We start from the raw sequence: 23,496 nt of genomic DNA on the forward strand, positions 1-23,496 counted from the left end.
GTTCAGGACGGTTTTTGCTAGTATGTGGGGCAACATGGAGACAGGGGCAGGCATGGCAAAAGTGCAATTTCAAGTGGAGCCGCATCCTGCACAGGAAGACGAAGCCCTGTTGCGCGCGGGCATTGTCGCGTTTAATGTCAGCTGCATTCATGAGCAGGCGAGCCATTTCTGCCTTTTCGCCAGAGACGACGGCCAATTGATTGGCGGTGCGTCCCTCTGGCAGCACAGTGACGCTTTTTACATCGATGTGCTGTGGTTTGAAGACAATTACCGTCGACAGGGCCTGGGTTCAGAACTTCTCGACAGGCTGGACCAGCAGGCGGTCAGTGCGGGCATCAGGAAAATTTTTGTCGATACCTTTTCATTTCAAGCACTTGATTTTTATGAAAAAAACGGCTTTGAAGTGATTGCCTGCGTACCGCAATACCTCCTGGGTCATGACCGTTATTTTCTTAAAAAAACACTGTCTTTCTGATCTGGCATCAAACTTGCTCAATGAAATGTCCATAGGCGCTTATGGACGCAAATCATGTTTTCGTTAAAGCCCATGTTTTCAAAACTGGTCGGTGTAGTCTTGTTGACGGCCGCTGTATCCGTCCAGGCAACCACCTGGTACCTGAAAGCCGGCAATACCCCCGGCAAAGGCACGGCCGAAGCACCATTTAACAGCATGGAGGCGCTTGGCAATCTTGCCGAAGAGGGGGACACCCTCATTATTCTTCCTTCCAACGAGGTTTTTAAAGGAAAAATCAAGCTTAAACCGGATCAAATCATTAAGGGCGGCGGTGAGATTGATTGCGCAGGAAAACCCTTTGTCTGCAAGGTCAATCAGGCGGGAGCCCAAATCACCAATCCCGATGGCGATGCCATTGAATTGGCGGAAAATACACAAATCATGGGCATTGAGATCATTAAACCCGCAGGCTATGCCATCTATGGAAAAAATGTTCGCAACGTGAAAATCAGCCACACCCGTATTGTCAGCGCCAATCAGGCGGCGAAGGTGCAGGACGAGTTTCTACCGCCGCCGGAGCTACGCGGCCTGATGACGTTTTTTCTGGGTAAACAATACAATAACAGGAATTTTCCCAAAGCAGCCATCGCCTTTGTCGGTGACAGCGATTATTCGCTGGATGCCATTGAAATCAGCCACAGCCTGATTGAAGGTGAAAACGATGGCGGTACGCGAGGATCAGGGATCAGTGTGCTGCTGGCTGAAAAATCATCGGCCGGCATTGCCATGGAGAATAACATGATCAAGGGCAACAGCGTCCTTGCGGGTGTGGTGCCTAATTACCATGCCGGCATTTATGTACTGGCCAAAGACGAAGCGGAGGGGCGGCTGAAAATTAACGGTCTGAGCATCAGCCATTTAAAACGATTCAATGACGGGATTGACCTGATGGCGTTTGATGACGCCAAATTATATGCCCACATTCAAGGTTATCAATTTTACGGCTCACCCTGGCAGGGGCAGATGAGCGAGGGGCTGGAAACCATTACCGCCTATGGACAGGGCAAGTTTGCGCCCCTGGCCAAAATGACGGCGACTGAGCATCATGCGCAAATTGTTCTTCGTGTGGAAGACAGTGTGATTACCGGCAGCGGCGGTCCTGGAATGGTGATGTGCAATTCGCTCGGCAATGCGCCTAAAAACATCATTGATCTGGGGCAGGGGCCTGCTGGCGAAACCGGCACGTTTATCGATAACCCCAGTTCGGGACATAATGAAATTTACAATAATTCACGTGCCTCCGGCAATGGCGTGGAAGTGGTCGTGATCAATGGCAGCGTTTACGCGCGAAACAATTGGTGGGGTGATCATGGCGCAATCAAAGGCAAAGGCGCCGACTTGTCGCTGGATCCAAAACTCGCCCGCCTTTGCGGCATCAATTTAAACGCGGAATTTTGTCAAAAAGGGGAGGTCAGTCAGTTGTATACTGAGCCCGCATTAAAAAAAGGAGGTGTTAAATCCCATTGATCTTGTCGTCATGTTGGTGGTTTTTGTCGTTGGGTGTGACTGCTTTGTTTACCTTGGTGAATAAGACAAACCCGTAGGAAGATGCGAATTAAGATAGTGAGTAAAATATGGACATTTTGATTAATACCTTAGGATACATCGCCTCATCGCTTGTTTTCGCGGCCTTTTATGTTAAACGGATCATGACGTTACGTCTGATTGCGATTGGCAGCAACGTCGCTTTCATTGCTTATGCAACCACGGCGCATCTTCTGCCTATTTTTATCCTGCATTCCCTGCTCCTGCCTTTAAATATTCACCGTATTCTCGAATTAAGACGAAATCTTAAACTGCTGGCCGAAGGTCGGGCAGATGAAAAATCCATTAAAAAGTTGCTGGGGCCAAGATGGATGAACAACAATGAAATGGTGTTTAAGGACGGTAAAACCACCTGGACCGTTTATCTGCTTAAAGCCGATTCAGATGGCGTCGCGTGCACACCCCAGGCACCCAGGGACAACGCGTCGATTTTTGATGACGGGCACCATCCTGACAATATTTATGTCATTAATCCTGAAAAACCGGCTGAGCCTGTTCTGCCGCTTAAATTGATTGGTTACGACAAAGCCAGTAATGTGGACATGGCCGGTACAATGGAAACGGCCTTGTAAACGAATCTGGAATAACGTCGACTGGTACCACTGAATTGCAAATAATTCTCATTTATATTATCGTTCCTGCTCACCAATGAAATAAGGACGATAATGAAAGGATTCACTCTTGTAGCGGCTATGCTGCTCACGGGTTTGCTTCACGCAGCCAGTGAGTGCCGTATTCATACCTGGCATGCGATCAACTCGCTGGATGGGCAGTGGAAGGTCACGTTAAAAATGATTAATCAGCAGGGTGTGTTTGCTGATCGCGATTGCAATCCCTTAACAGAAGCCTCTCTCATGGCAGAACAGCCCCTGATTTATGGCTTTGGCTTTCCGAACGATGCGGATTTCGATTTGGCCTATACGGTCACTGCGGTGAAACAGGAGGCGGGATTCCAATCGAAAGCCTGTGTTTTTGTCGTTACGGCCAAGGGGCCGGCGCAGCCAGACATTACTGCCATTGCCTACCATGGGGCCGAATGCCAGTGGAAAGTGGTTCGGGGTGTAGGGGAAGATTTTACAGTGAGTTAACGACTCTCCAATTCCGACCTCAGAATTGGAGAGTGAGATGCCTTATTGCTGGGATGTATTGCCGGATTGAGGGGCGGGGTTTTCAGAACTGTTTGATTTAGCCAGTTGGGCTGCGCAAGAGGCGGCAATGTCGTTGATTTTATTGTCGTACTCTTTGTCAGTCATGTTATCGGAGTTTTTAATCAGGGTTTTTAATTCCGATTTGGCACAGCCGCAATAGGATGTCGCCACTTGCTTTAAGCGATCATCCATTTTGGGATACACCAGACTCCAGCGATCATGACAGGATTCATCGATATCTGCTTCGGAGGCGCCGGTTAATTCATTGTCTTCTTCAAGGGAATTCAAGGCGTCGTGCAACAGGGTGCGGGTCATGCACACCTGCGCGGCTTTATCCACGGCAGCACTGTCCTGCAGGGGTTGTGTGGAGGCGCATTCGCAATATTGTTCACCAAAATTTTTATAATCGACTTTGTCCTTGGTGGTATTGTCACGACCGAGCCAGGCTTTGACACAGGTGGATTGAAAGGTTTCTTCGCTTTTCGGTGCGGCGGCATTGTCTGCCTGAACAAGTAAGGGAACACCAACAAAAACAACAGCCAACAGGGTTTTTATTGTTTTATTCGAGTGCATGGCGTGTTACTCCGTAGGGTTGATTAAAGGTAATTCTAATTTTCAGCATAGTTCACGGATGAAAACTAAGCGAATGGTTTTAAAAAAATTTTTTTGAAAAAAAGAGTCTTCTCCTCAAGCCTTTTCTCAGGGGGAGAGGGTGTTATCAATAAAGGATATCAGGTACGAATCTCTCTCGTTGGGCTTGAGGGAACGATCCAGGCACTAAAAAGGACGAAGACCGTCGAACGCTGTTTTTTCGCTATCGGAGGCAATCAGGGCTAAGGCTTCCAGGCAGACTGGATTCTTAAGACTGGCCTGGGTAGCCTGGTAACTGGTTTCTGCCAGTTTGACATAAGCCTCGGTTGCTGTGGCATTGGCTTTGTTATTCAGCTGGGTCCAGCACCAGAGAGTTATCCACCAGCTGACTAAGGGTTTGTAAACTTCAAACCAGGCTTCAATCGTGGGAGTGACTTTGTCAAAGTAATAGCCAAGCAACTGTTTTTCCTGCTCTGTGGACAGTTTTCCTTCCATGCAGAAATAAACCAAATCCCATAAAAAATCGTTATTACCGGAATATTCCCAGTCAATTAATTTGAACGATGTCAGTGACATCAGAAAATTGCCAGGGGTGGGATCATTATGGCAGGGTTTCAGCGGGATTTTATATTTGCCGCAAACGGCCGCAATTTTTGCCAGGCTGTCCTCAACGGCAGCCAAATCCTTGGGCAGGGGTAACTGAGCCTTGTCTTGAATGGCTTTTAATAACTCCTTATTGCGTTGAAAAAGATGAATGTCATTGCTGAAGCGATGCGATTGATGGAGGGTGCGAAAAATTCCCGCCACGTTTTCCAGCACGTGCTTTTCTTTAAGCAGCGCAGGAATCAAGGGTTTGCTGCTCTCAAAAAAGCGGGTTAACTGAAGACCGTCCTGGTCATTAAAAAATTCAATGGTCACATTAATCGCCAATTGACTGGTCTGCCTGGCGTTGTAGCCTTCATGTTGCCTGTTAATGAAGCTGGACGTGTTTTTGCCTGGGACACGCAGTACAAACCGTTCGGCCGGGGTGCTTACGCGTTTAAGCTGTTTGACAACATAGGTAAGATTGGTCATGCCGCCTGACAATTGCTTCAGTTTAAGCTGGTAAGGGGCTATGGCTCGCAAGCGCGGGATGTGCTGAATGAGGGGAGTAAGCCCATTGGTTTGCTTTGTTTTCTCTGCCAGCTGATTCCATTCTTTACAGACCTGTGTCGTTTTTGCCAGGGTTTGGGCATCAAGAAAGCTGAATAAATAAATGGCCAGGGGCTCGGGTAGTTGTTGATCAAAAAAAGAAAATTTCATTTCGCACTCACCAGGCAAGGGAAGCCTCGAGTCTAGCGAAATAATGATCTCATTGTAAAGATTATGGTAAGAAAAAGCGCCCGATCCTGTCGGGCGCGTTTGTTCAGTTTTTAAGCCGGTTGATACGGTCTGACAAGGCCTGTTGGGTAATAAAGCCCACGGCACTTAAATCATCCACCACCTGTCCCTCACGATCAATGAACAACAGGGTGGGGGTGCCGTAAATGGCAAAGGCCTGTTTGATCTCGTCCGTGGTCGGGTTGCTCTGGCTGATATCAATTTTTAAATTCAACAATCCGTTCAATGAGGAACGCAGTTGCGGTTGATTCAAAACCCTGGATTCAAGGGCCTGGCAGGCGCTGCACCAGGACGCGGTAAAAATCAGCAAGGCCGGTTTATGTTGGCTGCGGGCATTCTGAAGCTGCTTTTCAATGGCTGCCATGGAATCTGCCGCCACAAACACCGTCTGTTTCACCGCCTGTTGTCCTTGCGCAGCGTAAGGCGCTATCAGAGGCATGAGCGCGGCGTGGGCGAGCATCCCGCCAGCCATGATGCTGGCTACACCCAGGCTTTTTAACCACACAGCGCCTTTATGGGCGGCGCTTTGCAGGCCAAGGAAAAGGCTGCCGAAAACGAACAGAGACGCCCATAAAAGCTTAATTAATGAGTCAGGCAGGATTCGTGACGCCATCCAGATGGCCATGGCGAACAGGAGCAGGGCAAAGCATTTCTTGATTTTGAGCATCCAGCCGCCTGTTCTTGGCAACAGGGAACCATAACCCGAGCCCACCAGCAGCAGGGGCATGCCCATTCCTGCGGCCATGACCAGTAAAATGAGCCCGCCCTGTGCGGGTTCACCTTTCTGACTGATGTAGGTCAGTACACCGATTAAAGGGGCGGTGACACAGGGGGAGACCACTAGGGTTGAGGCAATGCCCATCAGCATGGCCCCGGCATAGCCGGATTTGCCGCGTTGCTTAAGACCACTGAAACGATGTTGCAGCATTTGCGGCAACCGCAGTTCAAACAGGCCTGACATGGACAGTCCCATCATCACAAACAAGGCACTGAAACTTAAGATGATTGCCGGTCGCTGCATGGCTGTCTGCAGGGTGCTGCCCAGATAACCGGCCATGACCCCGGCCGCGGCATAGGTTGCGGCCATGCCGATGACATAGCTTAAGGACAATTTGAAAGCCTGTGGCGTGGACAACGAATCACGGCCGACAAGAATGCCGGAGAGAATGGGGATCATCGGTAAAACACAGGGGGTAAACGACAGCAATAGGCCGAGACCAAAAAACGCGGAAAGATAAATGAGCGCATTGTGATTTTCAATAAAATGTATAATCATCGCCGGGTTGGCGCTGCCCAATTCACCGCTGAATGACCAGGCGCTTTCTGAAACAAGCATCAGCAGCGCCAGAAGGCGAAAGCCTTTCCATAAATTCATAATGAGTTTCCTCTTGGTAATATAACAGAAGCGAAGTGCTTAAACTCCGCCAAGGTTTTTAATTGTGATTAAATTGACCAGGAGGGACGAATGGGAGGGCGCAAAAGGCGTTTAAAGGGGGCCGCGGTTGCCCAGGTGGCGACCATGAAGCAAACCAGGGAAATCAAAAGGCCAAGATGGCTAAAAATACTGCCAGCCGGGTCTTCGCTCAGCAGGCAATAAGCCGTTGATGCGCAGGACATTGCGGTGACAAGGCGGCTTTGGCAGTCGTACTGGAAGGTGTAATGGGTGGTGTTTGGCTCGGCGGCAGAGGGCAGCAGCATGGGTTTAAGGGCCAGAATCAGCAGACTTAAAACCAGCATACCATGTAAAATGCGCAGGGATAATTTCATCCCATTATGATAAACCAATCCGCCGTAATTTGTAAAACCAGATCTTTTTGTCTAAAAATTGCCCGATTTTTATTGTAAATTCGGTCAAAAAAAGTAAAATGTCAGAATGTTACTGGTAGGGGATGCAAATGGGTAAAGCAACGGACGAGTTTCGAAAGCGTGATAATGAGAAAGGTGGTTTTGAAGATTGCCGCGAGTTTAATACCTGGTATGACAACGAAGATACCAAGCGTATTGCATGGACTTTGTTTACCCATTTACCTGAAAGCAAAACAAAGGCTCTTTTTTTATCGCCCCAGGTGCTGTTTGACGGTATTTACAGTCGAAACATCGGCGACGTGTTAAACATCGCGGCCGACTGGTTCAGAAAAACGCCTGAACACGTGCGCTATTTTCCGTTTATCTTTAAGCCCGAATTAGCAGGCGTTCATTACGTGGCCGGTGTTTTTGTCAAGGTGGCGGCACTGGGCATGAAGCTCGTGCTGTTTAACCCGGCTGGACAAATCAAGCATCTGGATTTAACCAAACTGGATAAACTCATTCCTGTGCATGCTTCTCCCCATGCGTTGCAAACCGCTAAAAAAGATGGAGGGAAACTGGTTTCCTGTGGGCCTTTAAGCCTTTATTTCCTGGAGTATGTCTTAAACAATCCCAACTGGCTTGAGACAGTGGATGAAAAATTTGTTTTGCCAGACGACCTGGCCCGGTTTAATGACGAGGAAACCTACAAAGACAATATTCTGAAGCTGAGAAAAGGGCATGATGAGTTGCTGCAAACGGTGACTGATGAGGACTTGGACCGGGTGACCGAGTTTTATGAGCCTTTCGATGCCGCTTTGTTAAGTGCTCTGGATACTCTCGATAAAAAAAGAGAAAAAGAAAGCCTGCTTCATTTCGATGATTTGTATGCCGAGGAGGGAAGCGATGATGAACCTCTGCTCTATAATCCGGAGGACGTCAGTGAAGATTATCCTTCCGGGGACGACGAGCAGGTTGATGAGGTTGTCTCCCAATTGACCGAGCCATCCGACGAGAGCCCTGTAGTCAGTTCAATTGAATATCCCACAGTCAGTTTTTCCAGGACCATGCAGGAGACCGATGAGCTAAAACGTCCACTCCCGGTAGAGGTTGAAGTGGAGTCTGCAGACGACATTGCGCCCAGGACATCATCGCTGCAAACGAACACGGCAAGCGTCGCGGACCCGTCGCTTCACATTGCTCAAACGCCAGAAGGGCATGATGAGGCTGAGGTGTCAGGGGTTGTGGCTGTCAGGGCAGAGATTGAACGTTTGCGGAAAAAAACAGGCCTTTTGTCCTGGGGATGCACGGACAAGAGTAACCGCATTGAACAGGCCTTGACTACAGCCTGTCAGGAAAAAAACGGGGATGTCCGCAGGAATCCAGCGGTGCGCGAGGCATTGGGTGCGCACCGTATCGGTTTCTTTGGTAAAGCGCAATCGTTACGCAATATCGACGAGTCGCTGACCAGAGAGGGCTATTCAGTTTTGATCTGAGGCTTTTCCGGCTTGCTTTGATTTAACAGCTTAATCCATTTTTCCCGGCGCTCGTTGTCCATGGGCGCCTCCTTGATGACATAGTGCAGCACATACATCCCGTCTTTGCCTTTGGTAATCAGTTGCAGTTCATCCTGTTTCAGATTTTCAGGTTCCGTCACCTGAAATTCAAACAGAACCCGATCGGGGCTTTCGCTTATCACGTTAATCACTGGGTCGAGTCCTGATTCTTTCAGATATTTTATGACATTCTGGCTGAATTCTTTCGGTGTCATCTTATCCTGAATACCGGGGATGAACTGGCTGGTCACCAGTTCCTGCCATTTTTCGATGTTGTCCCCTTTGGGGATGTATTCAATGGTGGTGATGGTGTCGGTTTTTTGTCCCCAGGCCGCTTTCCACTCGCGATCATCAAAAACGATGGTTTGCATTTCCATGCTTTCCAAATCGCCGGGTGCATTTTGCAGGCGTGAGGCTTTAGTACTGCAATAGAGTTCGCCGTTGTAATTATAATATTCCACGCAGTCGGTGTTTTTACCCTTTTCAACTTTGATTAAATCGGATTTGTCTGGTTCTGCCTGCAGAGGCGAGGCCAGGGCGTACAACAAACACAATGAAAACAGTGGTCTGTATCCGCTCATAATTTGTCTTCCCTGTATTCTTTTAATTCTAATTGTAGCAATTATTTTAGTTGACAAGGATTATAAACCCACATTTCAGGGGCATTGAAAACAAATCAAATCAAGGAAAAGGTGCTGGATAGCCTCTTCAGGCGATTGATTCATGGCGTCTGTCAGCCAATTTAAGTAAAGCAGGTTCTGTTGTTTGACATCGATTGAGGCGGCCTGCGGCTTATCCTTAAAGGCCCTGTAGAGCGAGTCCTGCTGCAACGATTCAGACAGAAGCTCAAGCTGAAGAACCAGTTCATAGTTGGCCTTTATCGCGACGTCTGCCGGCAGGGCGGCTAAGTATTGGCGAGCGCAACGCAAGGGTTCGGTCAGGCGCGACTGCTGTTCAGTCACCAAATCCACGGCACTTCGCATGTCCTTAAAGCGGATAAGCCGCTTGGTTTGACTTAACCAGGCACAGAATAACAGCAGGTTGACGTTGTATTGCCACTGATTTTGCAGGGTAAGGCAAATTGTTTTGACCTGAGGATTGCGGTACAGGTGATTGGAGAATTGCCAGAAGGGGTTGTCAAGAGGGGTAGTCATTAAAGAAAGTACAAAATAACGTGCATTTTTACACAACAGGCTAAGGCTGACTATAGTTATAGTAGAAAAATAACCATGAGCTCACGATGATGACGAAGTGGATGCGTTTGTTGTTGTCATTTCTTCTTTTTTTCACCCTGTCTGCTGAAGCCAAAGTAAAAATAGGTACGCCCATTTTCGATCCTCCTTTTGTGATGAATGACAACCATTTTGTCAATACCGGTTTTGATGTGGACTTGATGCAGCGCATCTGCAGCCGTTTAAAATGGCAATGCGAATTCGTCACCATGCCCAAGCAGCAATTGTTTGAGGCATTAGCCAGCGGTGAAATTGATTACGCCATGGGGTCTTTAGCGATTACACCGGAACGGGAAACCCAATTTTTATTCACCATTCCTTATTTCCTGTCCTCAGGCGGGTTCATCGTGATGGTGAAAAGCCCGCTGACATCCATTGAGCCACTCGCAGGACGACGCATCGGCGTAATGGAAGGCACCGTGTACGCTGATTACCTGCTTCACCATCCTGAACTCAAGGTCGATTTGCAGGTGTATTCCAACATCGGCGGTCTGGTAGAAGCCATGAAGACGGGTAAAATCGAGGCGGCCTTTATCAATTATTATTCTGTACTCTACCTGGAGCATCAGTACCCGAGCATTGTGAAAGCGTTAAAGGGGAGTATTAAGGTAGGCTACGGCATGGGCATTGCCACCCGGCGCGGCAACGAAAAAGAGATAGAGAAAATGAATGCCATTATTACTGAATTTGAAAATGATGGTACCTTCGTTATGCTGTACAATTACTATTTTACCTTCTTCGCCAAAGACGCGATGAAGTAAAGGATTTGAGTGGAGAAATAACATGCCCAGTAGTCCCATGCCAAGCCAGCGGCAACTCAATGAGGATTTATCCAAACAGGAATTAACCGCCGCTCTCATTATCCGCAATCAGCTGAGAGCCATTCTTGATGATTCAGGTTCGCACTTGAAAACCGCGGCAGCCAGAAAAGCAGTTAAACAATTGCAGGAACGCATTGATCAGGGATTGGTTGCCCTGCTTCATGCAAAAAGCAGAGAAGAATACGAGTTGCAGCAGAAACGCTTCAATCTGCTTCTTGATCAATTTAAAGAAGTGATGCAGCTTGAGGGCGATGTGGAGCTTGCCTTGAAGGATTTTCGTTTTTTCCATCACGTGCACCAGACTCTGAAGCTCGCGACCATCGAGAACAGGGGGGCCTTGCTTGAGCGTTTTGCCGAGAAGTTTCAGGATGATCCTGATTTCGATTTATGGTGCCGCCATTTTGAAGCGCTGCAAAGCTTACCCCCCAGTCAGTTTGAGGCACAGAAAAAGGCCTTGCTGGATGGCCTGGTGGCGGAAACCACTTACCTGGATTTAGGTAATTTGGCAGCCATGGGGTTAATTGAACGAAATGCCCAATTATTAGCCGATACCCGCTTAAGCTATTTAAAAGAAACCAATAACCGCAAATCCCTCCTGAAAGACATCGGTTGGATTGGATTGGGTATTGGCCTGGTTACTGCCGCGGCCGTTTTAGCCATCGCTTTTCCCGTTTTGGCGGTACCCGGCATCGTCGTGGGTTCCATCGTGATGGGGTACGGCATCATCGATTTCGCCAAGGAAAGCGTTGAACTTTACTCGGAATTGACTGAAGAGGAAAAGGACGGATTGAGCCTGGACGTGGAAGATGAATTGAAAAGCCTTGAGAATGACATTGAAGACATGGATGTCGAAGGGTTTCTGCGAAAACAACCCCACGCGCATCATGAGTGGTCAACAGAAAAAAAATGGGTTAAAGGCTTAGGCTATGCCGCGTCTTTTGCCGGTTTTGCTTTGGGTATTGTGGCTTTAGCCTTTGTTCTGCCCGGTGTCGCCGTGCCCGCGGCAGCTGTCATTGCGGTGACGGCAGTGGCCGTCGGCATTGCTGCCCTGGCCGGGGCTGTTTTAGGGTACAAGGTGTTCAATGAACAAAAAAAACTGAAGGAAGCCGAACAGGCGATGCAGCATGACGTGGTCAAGGACACCGAAACGCTGGATAGTGTTTCCGATCACCTGCTGGGCGCAAGCTTAAGCAGCGATGCCCGCATGAGTCAGCAATTGCAATCGTCACCTGCTAAAAAATCAGCGCTGGCGCCAGCGGATCGTGCGGCCAATCGTGACGAGGATGAAGACGATGAGCGTGAACGCGAAGGCGATGAGGATCGCGGCGCATTGACGGAGGAGCAGGATGAAGGAGACTCCGACACGGAAAGGGAGGGCGACGAGGAAGAGGGCGGTGAAAAGCCATTGCCCCATAAATAACGGCTCACTGAAGAAGGTATGTCGGTTAACCGGTCTTTAAACGCAGACGGAAACCATTAAACATTTCCCATGCGTCGATAAATAAAGAAAGGCAGATGCTTGATGACGGCCATGATAAGACGCCAGAAACCGGGATGGTAAAACAGGCGTTTTTTGCGGTGGAGATTATCCCAGCAGGCTTTGGCGCAGGCCTTGGGCGGTGAGGCGTAAAAGACACCCGGCATGCCATAGGTCTGTACGGTATCGATGAAACCGAGGCGCGCCACGGTGATGGTTGTCGAAGGCCCGGCCTGCTGCTGCAATCCCTGCAGATAGACTTCTATGGCGGCTTTACTGGCGCCGTATAAACTGTTTCGGGCTCGGCCGCGGCAGGCGGCGACTGAGCTTAAAAAAAGCAGTTGATGTTCGCTTTGTTGTTTATTCAGGTAAGTGTGAATCACCTGCACCGTGCTTGAAATGTTGGTTTTTACCACGTTGCTTATTGCCGCCGGGGTTAAGTGATTGTTTTCAACAATGGTACTGTGGGCGATGAACAATGACAGCTCCTGCTCCAGGGTTTGAATTTTCTTAAGCAGCTCCCGGATGTCTTGACTTAAATCGGCTGTCAGAACGTCGCAGACCACGCGATGACGCAAGGTGATATCATCCGCAATGACATCGAGCTGCAGTGTATCGCGGCCGACTAAAAGGAGTGGATGGCCCGCTGCTGCCGCGAGGTGTGCGAATTCATTGGCAATGATGGACGTGGCGCCGAGTATCATCCAGGTTTGTTTAGTCATGGGTAATCCCCAGGCGACGCCCCAGGTCGGATTGCATGCCGGCAGGGTATTGTTGCAGTAATGCCTTAAAGGATCCATGCTCAGGGTATTGGCCCATGAATTGATCGCGAGTCAGAAACAAATCCTTTGCCAGATAAACGCGGCCGCCAATGTCGGTGATGAATTGATTCATGGTTTCGATCGCTGCCCGAGCGTTATTGTCGTGGATAAAATCAACGGCGAGGGTAAAGCCTGGACGAACAAAACTCAATAAGCCGGCCCCCGGCCGGGTAAAATACTTCAATACACAGAGCGTGGGGGTTGCCTGCGTTTTAGCGATTAAATGCAACAATTGGGCTAACGTGGTCTCGGCCTGATCTTCTGCAAAGACTGCCTGAAACTGCACTAAGCCCTGCCGACCGTAAAGCCGGTTCCAATGCCTGATTTTATCGAGAGGGTTGTTAAATTCGATAAAATCCATACGCCGCATGCCGGTATCGGCGCGCTTGAAATAATATTGGTTAAGGTACTGCATGCTGTAGCGATGAATCAGGCGAAACGGTAATTTGGGCAGTGTGAAGGACCTTGGCGGCGGGGGAGCGGTGCCGTGACAATGAACCGCCGCGGACATCAGCGCTTGCGGCGAATTCAGCAAATCGAGCCAGGCCACGAGGTAATCGCATTGCCTGCTGCTTTCTTTCATGGCAGTCAGCAGTTTATCGAATTGGGTAAATTTTTCAGTGTGCACCTCCACGCAGCGGGGGGCTCTTTTCAGCGTTAAGGCAACGCGCCGGATAATTCCGGTTAATCCAAGTCCTGCCAGCGTCGCGGTAAAAAGATCAGAATATTTTTCGGAACTTACCCGCAGGAGTCGGGAGCCCTGCTGTAATTCTATCCATTGAATATGCTGTCCAAGACTGCCGGAGGACGCGTTGTTTTTACCATGGACATCATTGGCAATGCCGCCAGCGAGGGTGGCATGGACAGTACCGGGTACGACCGGCGGAATAAAGTCCGGATGAACCTCAAATAAATCAGCGAAGGTTACGCCGCCCTGGCAGTACAGTAATCCGTTGCTGTCATCAAAGCTCAATAAATGATTAAGCCGCGTGCAATCAATGACGTTTCCCTGCGTGTTAAAGCAACAATCGCTATAGCTCAATCCATAGCCGCGGGCAAGTACATTGGTCAGCGATGATTCAAACAAAGGAGGCAGCTGCCATTCATTGTCGGGACGAAAGCAGGTTGACTGGCTTAAAACGGCGCCGCTGAAATGAGTAAGGGTTTTAGTCTGGCTGCGCATAAAGGGAGGAAGCGTCTGTTATAATGATCATTTTGCCATGTTTGCTGAATTAAACAATCCTTTATTCCGTTTGCTTCTTTTTATGAAGCACTGACTATACTTTATAAGACGGAGTAATAAAGGATGACTCTTATGCGCAAAGCCCTCACCATGGTATTCTTCTTAACCGGTTTAGCCCCTGTGACGGTGTATGCTGCGGATTTACCCACAGTCGTTATCGGGTCTGAAAATTATGATCATGACATGTGTGTCAATCAATACACGGACAATTGCATCAGCACAGTGTGCATCACCTCCAGCGCCCTGGATTGCAATGAGCAATGCAAAGCCGCTGCCATTGATAAATGCGAGGAAAAGGAAGAAGAGTAGGACTTTTTGTGTCAAAAACTTGACTTTCTCCCTGCAGGCTTTTTATCTTAATCCTGTATCTTTTTGATTATTCACTCAATTTCTTAGGTGGCACGTGAATTGCTTGGACTCTGTAAAAGAGAAAAAGTAATGGTAAGAAAAAGAGTGTTTTCAATGGTTTGACAGGATGGTTATGGCTGAAAAAGATGTTTTATCACAGGAAGAAATTGATGCGCTCTTAAGCTCCGTTAGCGATGAGGAAGGGGCTGCTCCTGTCGCAGAAGGGAGTGAGGAGAGCAATCAGGGCGCCGCCACCGCTTCTGAAAATCCTGCCGACGAGAAAGCCGCTGAGCCGGTGAAAGAAAAGCCTGCTGCTAAAACCGTGCATCCGCCGAAAGACGCAGGACTTGAAGAAAAAATCCAGGTCTTGAATTTCGCCAGTCAGGAGCGCATTGTTCGCGGTGAATTGCCGGTGCTCGATAAAATTCATGATCGAGCCGCCCGTTTTTTTGGTAATGACATCTATCAGCTCATGGCTAAAGAGCTGGAAATCAAACAGGAACCGTTAAGTGTCGTCAAACACCGCGATTTTTTAGACAGCCTGCCAAACCCTACCTTAATGACCCTCTACCGTTTTAAACCCTTACGCGGTAAAGCCATTGTCCTGTTTGACAATACCTTTGTTTACGATCTGGTCGATTATTATTTTGGCGGCAATTCGCAGTTTCTGGCGCAGACGGACAAAACCGATTTTACTGCGGCGGAATTACGGGTGATGGAAATTGTGATTAACAAACTGGTGCATAATATTGAGCACGCCTGGGCGCCCATCATCAAGCTGGAGGCTATCCGCGTCAACGATGAGACCAACCCGCAGCTTGTACACATTGGCGAACCGGAGGACTTGCTGTTGGTCAGCCGTTTTCTCATTGATTTCGGCCGCGAGAAGGGCAGTTTCTCCTTTGTCATGCCTTTCTCGATGGTGGAGCCCATTAAACAGCAGCTTGAACTTGGCGCGGCAAGGCCGGATGATGAAATTGATCCCAACTGGATCATGTCGCTTAAAGAGGAATTAATGGATGTGGAGTTACTGGTCACCAGTGCCATGGCGCAAACGACCAGTACGCTTGGCAAAGTGATGGCGTGGCAGGTTGGCGATTTCCTCCCGCTTGAAATGCATGAAATCGTTACGCTGGATATTGAGGGAACGCCCAGTTTTACTGCGACCCTGGGCAGTGCCAACGATAAGCGGGCGTTAAAAATCATTAAAAAAATCAGTTATTAGGGGATGGACATGAGTGAGCAGAAGGACGCGATAGCTGCAGGTACGGCAACAGGGAATGGCAGTGCGGTGGATGCCAGCGGCGAAAAAATGGAGCTGATTCTGGATATCCCGGTCACGGTAACCGTGGAAATTGGTCGTACCAGAATGACCATACGCAATCTTTTGCAATTGAATCAGGGCGGCATCGTGGCCTTGGACAGGCTGGCTGGAGAGCCTCTCGATGTCCTGGTCAACGGCACCCTCGTGGCTCACGGCGAGGTGGTGGTCGTAAACGACAAGTTCGGGGTGCGCTTAACCGACATCGTCAGCAAAGCCGAACGGATCAAGCGCCTGAAATGAAAACATCACACGGGGTTTGGGGAAGCCTTTTTCTCCCATTAAACGCCATGGCTGCCGGGACGGAGCTGGCCAAAGGCAGTTCGGCTTTAGGCGCTCATGACATGTTGCGCCTGACGTTGGGTCTTTTGATGGTGGTGCTGCTGATTGTCTTTTTAGCCTGGGTTTTAAGGCGTTTAAATCAGGCAGGCATCGGCGTCAGCGGTGCGTTTCGCATCATTGCCGGCACAAGTCTTGGGCCACGTGAAAAAATCATGCTGGTTAAGGCGGGCGAGCGTTATTTACTGCTTGGTGTGGCTAATGGCAGTATCAACACACTGCATGATTTCGGCGAGGAACTGCCGCCAGGTTTTCAGACAGAAGCGAAAAGTTCGTTTCCTGAATTGCTTAAACACGTCATGAGGAAGTCCTGAAATGAAGCACAAGAGGACAAGACTCTTTCTCGTGATGGCGCTTTTATTTCCGGTGCTTGCCAATGCCGCATCCCTCAGTCTACCAGGCGTCACCGTGACACCTGGCACAGGCGGAGCCCAAACCTACAGCGTGAATCTGCAAATTCTCATCTTCATGACCCTGCTCAGCGTTTTGCCGGGGTTGTTGATGGCGATGACAGCATTTACCCGCATCATCATCGTGCTTTCTATTTTAAGGCAGGCCATAGGGATGGCTCAAACGCCGACCAATCAGATATTGATAGGTATTGCCCTGTTCCTGACTTTTTTTGTCATGGCCCCGGTATTCAATCAAATCAATGAGCAGGCGGTGCAGCCTTACCTCGCCGATAAAATCGAATTCACGCAGGCCTTAGGGCTGGCCCAGGGGCCGCTTCGTCATTTTATGCTCAATCAAACCCGCAAAAACGATCTGGCGCTGTTTGAGAAATTCAGTAACAAAACCTATGCCAACCTGGCTGAGGTCCCCATGAGCGTAGTGATTCCTGCCTTTGTGACCAGTGAATTAAAAACGGCTTTTCAGATTGGGTTTTTGCTGTTTCTGCCTTTTTTAATCATCGATATTGTGGTGGCGAGCGTGCTGATGGCCATGGGTATGATGATGCTGTCGCCGTTAATCATTTCCCTGCCGTTTAAGATCATGCTGTTTGTGATGGTTGATGGGTGGACACTGGTACTGGGCTCTTTAGCGTCCAGTTTTGCCATGAGCTAGGCCTGAGCTAACCCAGGAGGGGAAGATGACACCCGATGGCATTGTTTCAATTTTCAGCGAGAGCGTTTATGTGATGATCATCATCCTGGCCGTGCTCATCGTCCCGGGGTTGCTGGTGGGGCTTGTCGTGGCCATGTTTCAGGCGGCCACGCAAATCAATGAAATGAGCTTAAGTTTTATTCCCAAATTGTTTGTGACTTTCCTTGTGCTGGCGTTTGCGGGACCATGGTTATTAAAAACCATGATCCATTATACGGAAACACTGTTTATGAATATTCCTTACCTGATTGATTAATCATGGACATTGACTATAAGACAATGATTATTCAAATCAGCCAGGTGGTCTGGCCGATGCCGCGTATCAGCGGCCTGTTTCTGACCATGCCGGTCATTTCATCTATCTTGATTCCTGTGCGGGTGCGGGTGGTCATTGCCATGGCATTTTCCTTTCTGCTGTCCTCGTTTATCCCCTCGAATCTCACGCTTGAGCATTTCAATGCCTACTACCTGATTTATCTGGCCTTTGAACTGCTGCTGGGGTTGATGATGGGCTTTGTTCTGCAGATGGTGTTTCAGGTGTTTGTTATTGGCGGACAGATCATTGCCATGCAGGCCGGGTTGGGTTTTGCCACCATGATTGATCCCGCCAGCAAGGCCAGCGTGCCTTTAATCAGTCAGTTCTATTTGCTGATGGTCAGCCTGATGTTTCTGGCCCTGAATGGCCATTTGGCTGTTTTCGAGCTGTTTTTTAACAGTTTTACCATGCTGCCGGTTGGAAGTGTGCCGGTGGAGTTGTCGGATATTGGCCGAGTGCTGATTTTTTCGGGTTGGATGATGAAAGAATCCGTTCTGGTGGCCTTGCCGGCCATTCTCGCTTTGCTGGTTATCAGTCTTGCCTTTGGCATAATGACAAGGGTGGCGCCGCAGCTTAATATTTTCTCTATCGGATTTCCCATTACCTTGTTTATGGGGATTGTGATATTGCGGGTCAGTTTGCCCGGGGTGGCGGCACAGATTGCCGACAGCCTTGAGCAGGGAATGTTACTTATTAAAGGATTATTGTACTGATGGCAGACGATGAACAGTCCCAGGAGAAGACCGAACAGCCCTCGCCCAAGCGGTTAAAAGAAGCGAGGGAAAAGGGCCAGATTGCGCGTTCGAAAGATTTTAACGCCACGATCATCCTGCTGTTTTCCGGCGCGGGATTTTTGGTTTTTGGTGATTTTTTATCGACGCATTTCCTGACCATGATGCATCATGCCTTTGAATTCGACAGCCGTATTCTTTTAACCAGCATGGACATGATGTACAACCTTTATTTCATCATCCAGACCGGGGTAATGGCTGTATTCCCTGTTTTGATGGTTATCCTTGTGCTTTCCATCGCCGCTCCGCTGCTCATGGGCGGCTGGGTATTCAGCTTGCAATCCGTGCAGCCGCAGTTTTCGCGTTTAAGCCCATTGAAGGGCATCAAGCGCATGCTGTCGGTCAAAGGCCTCATGGAAATGCTCAAAGCCATGGCTAAATTTTTTCTCATCTCCATTGTGTCGATTCTGGTGCTGAAATGGAAACTTCCCGCGTTGCTGGCACTTGCGAATTCCCCCTTAAACAGTGCCTTGAGTGAAGGACTGTGGATAGTGGGCATTCTTTTTCTGATTATCAGTGCGAGTTTAATTCTTATCGCCGCGGTGGATGTGCCATTCCAATGGTATGAACACAACAAGCAATTGAAAATGACTAAACAGGAATTAAAAGACGAATACAAGGAAACGGAAGGAAAGCCAGAGGTTAAGGCTCAGATTCGCCGAACTCAACAGGAAATTGCAAGAAGGCGCATGATGAGTGAAGTGCCCAAGGCGGCAGTGGTGTTAACCAACCCCACGCATTACGCGGTCGCCATCAGCTACCGGCAGGATGGCACGCGCGCACCCATTGTGGTGGCCAAGGGCAAGGATTTGGTGGCATTGCAGATTAACCGGGTGGCCAAGGCCAACGACGTGCCCATTCTTTCCCTGCCGCCCCTGGCCCGAGCCATTTTCTTTTCAACCGATTTGAATGCCGAGATCCCGCGCGGGCTGTATGTGGCTGTCGCCCAGGTTCTCGCGTACATCTTTCAACTTGAGGATAAAAGTCGTTACGAGACGACACCGGGCTTTTTGAGGGATTTACCCATTCCGGATGAGTTAAAACGCGATGTGGAGGATGAAGCATGAACAATGTCGTGAGCGTTTTACGCCAATGGATGCAGCACGGCCTGGGTACGCCGCTGATGATGGTCATCATGCTGAGCATGATGATCCTGCCTCTGCCGCCTTTTCTGCTTGATATTTTCTTTACCTTTAATATTGCCTTGTCGCTGGTGGTTCTGCTGGCTGTGGTTTACAGCGACAGGCCGCTTGATTTTGCTGTTTTCCCTACTGTGCTGCTTATCGCCACCTTGCTTCGCCTGGCACTGAACGTGGCCTCGACCCGTGTCGTGCTGCTGCATGGTCATACCGGTACGGATGCGGCGGGACAAGTCATCGAATCATTTGGTGAGGTGGTCATCGGCGGGGATTACGCGGTGGGGATTGTGGTTTTCACCATTCTGGTGATCATCAACTTTGTGGTGGTCACCAAAGGAGCCGGGCGCGTGTCAGAAGTCAGCGCCCGCTTCACCTTAGACTCATTGCCCGGGAAGCAGATGGCGATTGATGCCGATTTGAACGCCGGCATCATTAATCAGGAACAGGCCGTGCAGCGGCGGGCGGAAGTCGCTCAGGAAGCGGATTTCTACGGCTCCATGGATGGTGCCAGCAAATTCGTGCGCGGGGATGCCATCGCCGGTATCCTTATCCTGTTCATTAACTTGGTCGGGGGCCTGGCTATCGGTATGATGCAGCATGGCATGAACTTTTCGGATGCCTTGCGCAATTATACGTTATTGACGATCGGTGACGGTTTGGTGGCGCAGGTGCCCTCGCTGGTTTTATCCACGGCAGCAGCCATCATGGTCACGCGGGTTTCAACCGCCCAGGACATGGGCAAGGCCGTGGTGCATCAGGTCTTTGGCAATCCCAAATCCCTGTTCATTGCCGCCGGCATTATTGGCGGTATTGGTTTAATTCCCGGCATGCCTCATGTTGCTTTTATTTTATTGGCGGCCGGTTTAGGGGGCATTGGCTATCTGCTTATCGAAAGAGAAAAGGCAGGCAAGCTGGTCGATAAGGAGACGGAAGCGGCAAGCCGTGTTGAAGAGCCTGCAACTGAATTGTCCTGGGATGATGTCAATCCCGTGGATGTCATTGGTCTTGAAGTGGGGTATCGCCTCATCCCCATGGTGGACAGCACCCAGGGGGGCGTGCTGCTGTCGCGCATCAAAGGCGTGCGCAAAAAGATTTCTCAGGAACTCGGTTTTCTCATCCCCACGGTTCATATTCGCGATAATCTGGATTTAAAACCCAACCATTACCGCATCAGCTTAGCCGGCGTGGTGATGGGCGAGGCGCCAATTTACAATGATAAATGGCTGGCGATTAACCCCGGGCAGGTCTTTGGCGAATTAGACGGTTTAAGGACGCTTGATCCAGCGTTTGGCCTTGAAGCAGTCTGGATTAACGAAAATCAGAAAGAACAGGCGCATACCTACGGGTATACGGTAGTGGATGCTTCAACCGTGATTGCCACGCATCTGAGCCAGATTCTGGAAGCCAACAGCCAGCAATTACTGGGTTATGAAGAAACTCAGCAATTACTGGATAAACTGGCTCGCACTTCACCCAAACTGGTGAAAGAACTGGTGCCGGATGCCTTGACACTGGGCGCGGTGAATAAAGTCCTGCAGGGCCTGCTGGTTGAACATATCCCCTTAACCGACATCCGTACCATTGTCGAAACCCTGGCAGAAGCCGCCAGTAAATCCAAAGACATTGATTACCTCATCGGCCAGGTCAGGGTGGCCCTGTCGCGCATGATCACTCAGAAAATAAGCGGTTTGCATGAGGAATTGCCCATCATTACGCTGAAACCGGAGCTGGAACAGTTATTGCAGAACAGCATCCAGAGCAACGCCGGTCAGGGTGTGAGCTTTGAACCTGGAATGGCCGATAAAATTCAGCACTCGCTGGCGCAACTGGCCGCCCAGCAACAGGCGAAAAATGAATTGGCTGTGCTCGTGGTTCAACCGGGGATACGCGCGGCGTTGGCACGATTTGTGCGTCACATTTCCAGTAATTTGCATGTTTTATCGTATCAGGAAATCCCTGATAACAAGGAGATTCGCATTATTGGTACGGTAGGTTAGTAGAGTGGAGAATCCATGAAACTGAAACGCTTTGTTGCACCTGATACTCGCACTGCCATGCAGCAGATTAAGACGGCGTTTGGCCCGGATGCTGTCATATTGTCCAGCAGCCGGGTGGATAACGGCGTTGAAGTGGTGGCAGCCATTGATTACGACGAAACGGTATTGAGTACGGAGGCGGCTGTAGCAAGCGCCGAACCGCCGCCATTACCCGCCCTGAAAGCGGTGGAATCGCCGCTCGATGAAATGCGTCAGGAAATCCAGACGCTGCGCGGCATGCTGGAAGCGCAAATCCGTGGCCATGGCGGACAGGGTGAGCCCCTGCACGCGGTGCTGATGCAAAAACTGCTTTATCTGGGGGTCAGTCAGCGAACGGCCGCGGCACTGGTCAGTCGTGTCAGTCCCACGCTGAATCAGCAAAAAGGCTGGCAGCAGGTGTTGAATGACTTTTCCATGCGCCTTCCCATTTATGATTCCCGTCGCATTGAGGAAGGGGGTGTTTATGCCTTTGTCGGGCCGACCGGGGTCGGGAAGACGACCACCCTGGCGAAAGTGGCAGCCCGCTTTGTATTACGTTTCGGTGCCGAAAACCTGGGCCTTGTCACCATGGACACTTACCGCATTGCCGCAGAAGAACAATTGCTGCTCTATGGCAAAATTTTAGGGGTACAGGTCTGCGTGGCGCAGGATGAAGTGTCCTTAAGCCGGGTTATCCGGCAGCTCAGCAATAAGAAACTGGTCCTGATTGATACCGCGGGTATGAATCCGGCGGATGAACGGGTTGCCCAACAAATGGATTTGCTGAGCACAAGGCTTCACTCCATTGCCACAGTCCTGGTGTTACCGGCTACCAGTCATTATCAGGTGATTGCCGATGCCATTCAACGGTATCAGGTCAATCGCGTCGAGCAGTGCATTATCACCAAGCTTGACGAATCATTGGCCTTAGGCGGCATATTAAGCGCGGTGACGGAGGCGCGGCTGGGCGTGAGTTACTTAACCCATGGCCAGCGGGTGCCCGAAGACATCAAAATGGCCACAAGGCATCAGTTAATTGAGCAACTGGCGGAGCAAGGCCAGGCCATGCAGCAACGGATCGAACTGGAAGGTGCGGCCATGCAACAGGCGGCGAGGGGGATGTATGTCGAAAGTTAAACAAGGCGGTGAAGTCGGCGATCAGGCAGACGGCTTACGCAATATCAGCCGCTCCAAACCGGTCAAAGTCATTGCTGTTTCGGCCGGAAAGGGCGGGGTTGGCAAAAGCAATGTGTCGGTTAACCTGGCCGTTGCACTTGCACAGAAGGATAAAAAAGTGCTGCTCCTGGATGCCGATTTGGGATTGGCCAACATTGACATCATGCTGGGGTTGCACACCAAATTCAATTTATCTCATGTCATTCAGGGCATCTGCAATTTAACAGACATCATGCTGACCGGTCCTTATGACATTAAGGTGATTCCGGCCGCCTCCGGTACGGAATACATGACCCAGCTCAGCGCAGCCGAGCATGCTGGCATTATTGATGCATTCAATGAGTTAACCGATGACTTTGATTACATGATCATCGATACGGCGGCCGGCATTTCCGATACTGTGCTAAGCTTTACTCGATCGTCGCAGGAAATTATTGTGGTGGTGTGTGATGAACCCACCTCCTTAACGGATGCTTATGCTTTAATCAAAGTCATGAGCAAACGCTATGAATGGACGCATTTTCATATCCTGGCCAACATGGTCAGAAGCGTCAAGGATGGGCGGGAACTGTTTAACAAACTTTACCGTGTTGCCGAGCAGTTTTTGGATGTCAGCCTGGATTATCTTGGGGCCATCCCCTTTGATAATCAGGTTCATGAAGCGGTAAAAAAACAAAAAGCAGTGTTGGTTGCTTATCCTGAATGCAGTGCGACAAAAGCAATACATCAGCTGGCGGAAAATGTTGAAGATTGGCCATTTAGGCGTTCGTTAGGCGGTAATACCAGCTTTTTTCTGGAGCGGCTGGTTGCGGGTGAACACTGAAAGGGAAGATT

General features: G+C 49.6%; 25 protein-coding genes and 1 pseudogene. 18 read left to right on the forward strand and 8 right to left on the reverse strand.

Annotation, left to right across the window (positions count from 1 at the left end; translation table 11 throughout):
• Positions 1-52: 52 nt before the first annotated feature.
• From Lrub_RS10760 to Lrub_RS10775, 4 genes and pseudogenes are all read left to right on the forward strand, one after another.
• Positions 53-475, forward strand: a complete 423-nt coding sequence (locus Lrub_RS10760) for a GNAT family N-acetyltransferase (RefSeq protein ID WP_162263138.1) — start codon at positions 53-55, stop codon at positions 473-475.
• Positions 476-529: 54 nt separating this feature from the next.
• Complete coding sequence (locus Lrub_RS10765) at positions 530-1,981, forward strand: hypothetical protein (RefSeq protein WP_058532100.1); 1,452 nt, start codon at positions 530-532, stop codon at positions 1,979-1,981.
• A gap of 107 nt (positions 1,982-2,088) precedes the next feature.
• Positions 2,089-2,304 (forward strand): annotated as a pseudogene (locus Lrub_RS15260) (hypothetical protein); the annotation flags it as partial.
• Between the two features lie 420 nt (positions 2,305-2,724).
• Positions 2,725-3,147, forward strand: a complete 423-nt coding sequence (locus Lrub_RS10775; RefSeq protein ID WP_058532101.1) for a hypothetical protein — start codon at positions 2,725-2,727, stop codon at positions 3,145-3,147.
• A 42-nt stretch (positions 3,148-3,189) separates the two neighbouring features.
• Here Lrub_RS10775 and Lrub_RS10780 read toward each other — a convergent pair whose 3' ends face one another.
• The 4 genes from Lrub_RS10780 to Lrub_RS10795 all read right to left on the reverse strand — a co-directional run bounded on the left by Lrub_RS10780 (position 3,190) and on the right by Lrub_RS10795 (position 6,945).
• Positions 3,190-3,780, reverse strand: coding sequence for a hypothetical protein (locus tag Lrub_RS10780; protein ID WP_058532102.1), 591 nt, complete (start codon positions 3,778-3,780; stop codon positions 3,190-3,192).
• A gap of 204 nt (positions 3,781-3,984) precedes the next feature.
• On the reverse strand, positions 3,985-5,100 hold the full coding sequence (locus Lrub_RS10785) for a phosphotransferase family protein (protein ID WP_058532103.1): 1,116 nt from the start codon (positions 5,098-5,100) through the stop codon (positions 3,985-3,987).
• A gap of 103 nt (positions 5,101-5,203) precedes the next feature.
• A complete protein-coding gene (dsbD, locus tag Lrub_RS10790; protein WP_058532104.1) occupies positions 5,204-6,553 on the reverse strand; it encodes a protein-disulfide reductase DsbD in 1,350 nt (449 codons plus the stop codon).
• A gap of 68 nt (positions 6,554-6,621) precedes the next feature.
• Entirely contained in the window at positions 6,622-6,945 is a 324-nt protein-coding gene (locus Lrub_RS10795; protein WP_058532105.1) for a lpg1681 family protein, read from the reverse strand.
• A gap of 128 nt (positions 6,946-7,073) precedes the next feature.
• Between Lrub_RS10795 and Lrub_RS10800 the strand changes: the two genes are divergently transcribed.
• Positions 7,074-8,459, forward strand: a complete 1,386-nt coding sequence (locus Lrub_RS10800; RefSeq protein ID WP_058532106.1) for a hypothetical protein — start codon at positions 7,074-7,076, stop codon at positions 8,457-8,459.
• On the opposite strand, the gene Lrub_RS10805 is transcribed toward Lrub_RS10800, so the two are convergent.
• Entirely contained in the window at positions 8,441-9,100 is a 660-nt protein-coding gene (locus Lrub_RS10805; protein WP_065235748.1) for a hypothetical protein, read from the reverse strand. The two genes, Lrub_RS10800 and Lrub_RS10805, sit on opposite strands and share 19 nt — an antisense overlap.
• Positions 9,101-9,175: 75 nt before the next feature.
• On the reverse strand, positions 9,176-9,673 hold the full coding sequence (locus tag Lrub_RS10810; RefSeq protein ID WP_058532107.1) for a TIGR02444 family protein: 498 nt from the start codon (positions 9,671-9,673) through the stop codon (positions 9,176-9,178).
• A gap of 86 nt (positions 9,674-9,759) precedes the next feature.
• Here Lrub_RS10810 and Lrub_RS10815 point away from each other — a divergent pair, with 86 nt between their 5' ends.
• Together Lrub_RS10815 and Lrub_RS10820 are read left to right on the forward strand one after the other, a co-directional pair.
• Positions 9,760-10,512, forward strand: coding sequence for a transporter substrate-binding domain-containing protein (locus Lrub_RS10815; protein WP_058532108.1), 753 nt, complete (start codon positions 9,760-9,762; stop codon positions 10,510-10,512).
• A gap of 22 nt (positions 10,513-10,534) precedes the next feature.
• Positions 10,535-11,992, forward strand: coding sequence for a hypothetical protein (locus tag Lrub_RS10820; RefSeq protein WP_133134035.1), 1,458 nt, complete (start codon positions 10,535-10,537; stop codon positions 11,990-11,992).
• 56 nt (positions 11,993-12,048) lie between these two features.
• On the opposite strand, the gene Lrub_RS10825 is transcribed toward Lrub_RS10820, so the two are convergent.
• Positions 12,049-12,771, reverse strand: a complete 723-nt coding sequence (locus Lrub_RS10825; protein WP_058532110.1) for an SDR family NAD(P)-dependent oxidoreductase — start codon at positions 12,769-12,771, stop codon at positions 12,049-12,051.
• Positions 12,764-14,053, reverse strand: a complete 1,290-nt coding sequence (locus Lrub_RS10830) for an FAD-binding oxidoreductase (RefSeq protein ID WP_058532111.1) — start codon at positions 14,051-14,053, stop codon at positions 12,764-12,766. Before Lrub_RS10830 ends, Lrub_RS10825 begins: the two co-directional genes overlap by 8 nt.
• A 132-nt stretch (positions 14,054-14,185) precedes the next feature.
• Between Lrub_RS10830 and Lrub_RS10835 the strand changes: the two genes are divergently transcribed.
• The 11 genes from Lrub_RS10835 to Lrub_RS10885 all read left to right on the forward strand — a co-directional run bounded on the left by Lrub_RS10835 (position 14,186) and on the right by Lrub_RS10885 (position 23,485).
• Complete coding sequence (locus Lrub_RS10835) at positions 14,186-14,422, forward strand: hypothetical protein (protein ID WP_058532112.1); 237 nt, start codon at positions 14,186-14,188, stop codon at positions 14,420-14,422.
• Between the two features lie 172 nt (positions 14,423-14,594).
• Positions 14,595-15,686, forward strand: a complete 1,092-nt coding sequence (gene fliM, locus Lrub_RS10840; RefSeq protein WP_058532113.1) for a flagellar motor switch protein FliM — start codon at positions 14,595-14,597, stop codon at positions 15,684-15,686.
• A 9-nt stretch (positions 15,687-15,695) separates the two neighbouring features.
• Positions 15,696-16,025, forward strand: coding sequence for a flagellar motor switch protein FliN (fliN, locus tag Lrub_RS10845; RefSeq protein WP_058532114.1), 330 nt, complete (start codon positions 15,696-15,698; stop codon positions 16,023-16,025).
• Positions 16,022-16,435, forward strand: a complete 414-nt coding sequence (gene fliO / locus Lrub_RS10850; protein WP_058532115.1) for a flagellar biosynthetic protein FliO — start codon at positions 16,022-16,024, stop codon at positions 16,433-16,435. Before fliN ends, fliO begins: the two co-directional genes overlap by 4 nt.
• A gap of 1 nt (position 16,436) precedes the next feature.
• Complete coding sequence (gene fliP / locus Lrub_RS10855; RefSeq protein WP_058532116.1) at positions 16,437-17,186, forward strand: flagellar type III secretion system pore protein FliP; 750 nt, start codon at positions 16,437-16,439, stop codon at positions 17,184-17,186.
• A gap of 25 nt (positions 17,187-17,211) precedes the next feature.
• Positions 17,212-17,481: a flagellar biosynthesis protein FliQ gene (fliQ, locus tag Lrub_RS10860; RefSeq protein WP_058525518.1), complete on the forward strand. Its 270-nt coding sequence runs from the start codon at positions 17,212-17,214 to the stop codon at positions 17,479-17,481.
• Between the two features lie 2 nt (positions 17,482-17,483).
• Positions 17,484-18,254 (forward strand): flagellar biosynthetic protein FliR, encoded by a 771-nt coding sequence (fliR, locus tag Lrub_RS10865; RefSeq protein ID WP_058532117.1) that lies wholly within the window; start codon positions 17,484-17,486, stop codon positions 18,252-18,254.
• A complete protein-coding gene (gene flhB, locus Lrub_RS10870; protein WP_058532118.1) occupies positions 18,254-19,399 on the forward strand; it encodes a flagellar biosynthesis protein FlhB in 1,146 nt (381 codons plus the stop codon). Before fliR ends, flhB begins: the two co-directional genes overlap by 1 nt.
• A complete protein-coding gene (gene flhA, locus Lrub_RS10875; RefSeq protein ID WP_058532119.1) occupies positions 19,396-21,468 on the forward strand; it encodes a flagellar biosynthesis protein FlhA in 2,073 nt (690 codons plus the stop codon). The genes flhB and flhA overlap by 4 nt, the downstream gene beginning before the upstream one ends.
• Positions 21,469-21,483: 15 nt before the next feature.
• Positions 21,484-22,623 (forward strand): flagellar biosynthesis GTPase FlhF, encoded by a 1,140-nt coding sequence (gene flhF / locus Lrub_RS10880; protein ID WP_058532120.1) that lies wholly within the window; start codon positions 21,484-21,486, stop codon positions 22,621-22,623.
• Positions 22,610-23,485 carry a MinD/ParA family protein gene (locus tag Lrub_RS10885; RefSeq protein WP_058532121.1) on the forward strand — a complete coding sequence of 292 codons (876 nt, stop codon included), beginning with the start codon at positions 22,610-22,612 and terminating at the stop codon, positions 23,483-23,485. Before flhF ends, Lrub_RS10885 begins: the two co-directional genes overlap by 14 nt.
• Positions 23,486-23,496: the final 11 nt, after the last annotated feature.

Source organism: Legionella rubrilucens (genome assembly GCF_001468125.1).
Taxonomy (GTDB): Bacteria; Pseudomonadota; Gammaproteobacteria; order Legionellales; family Legionellaceae; genus Legionella_C; species Legionella_C rubrilucens.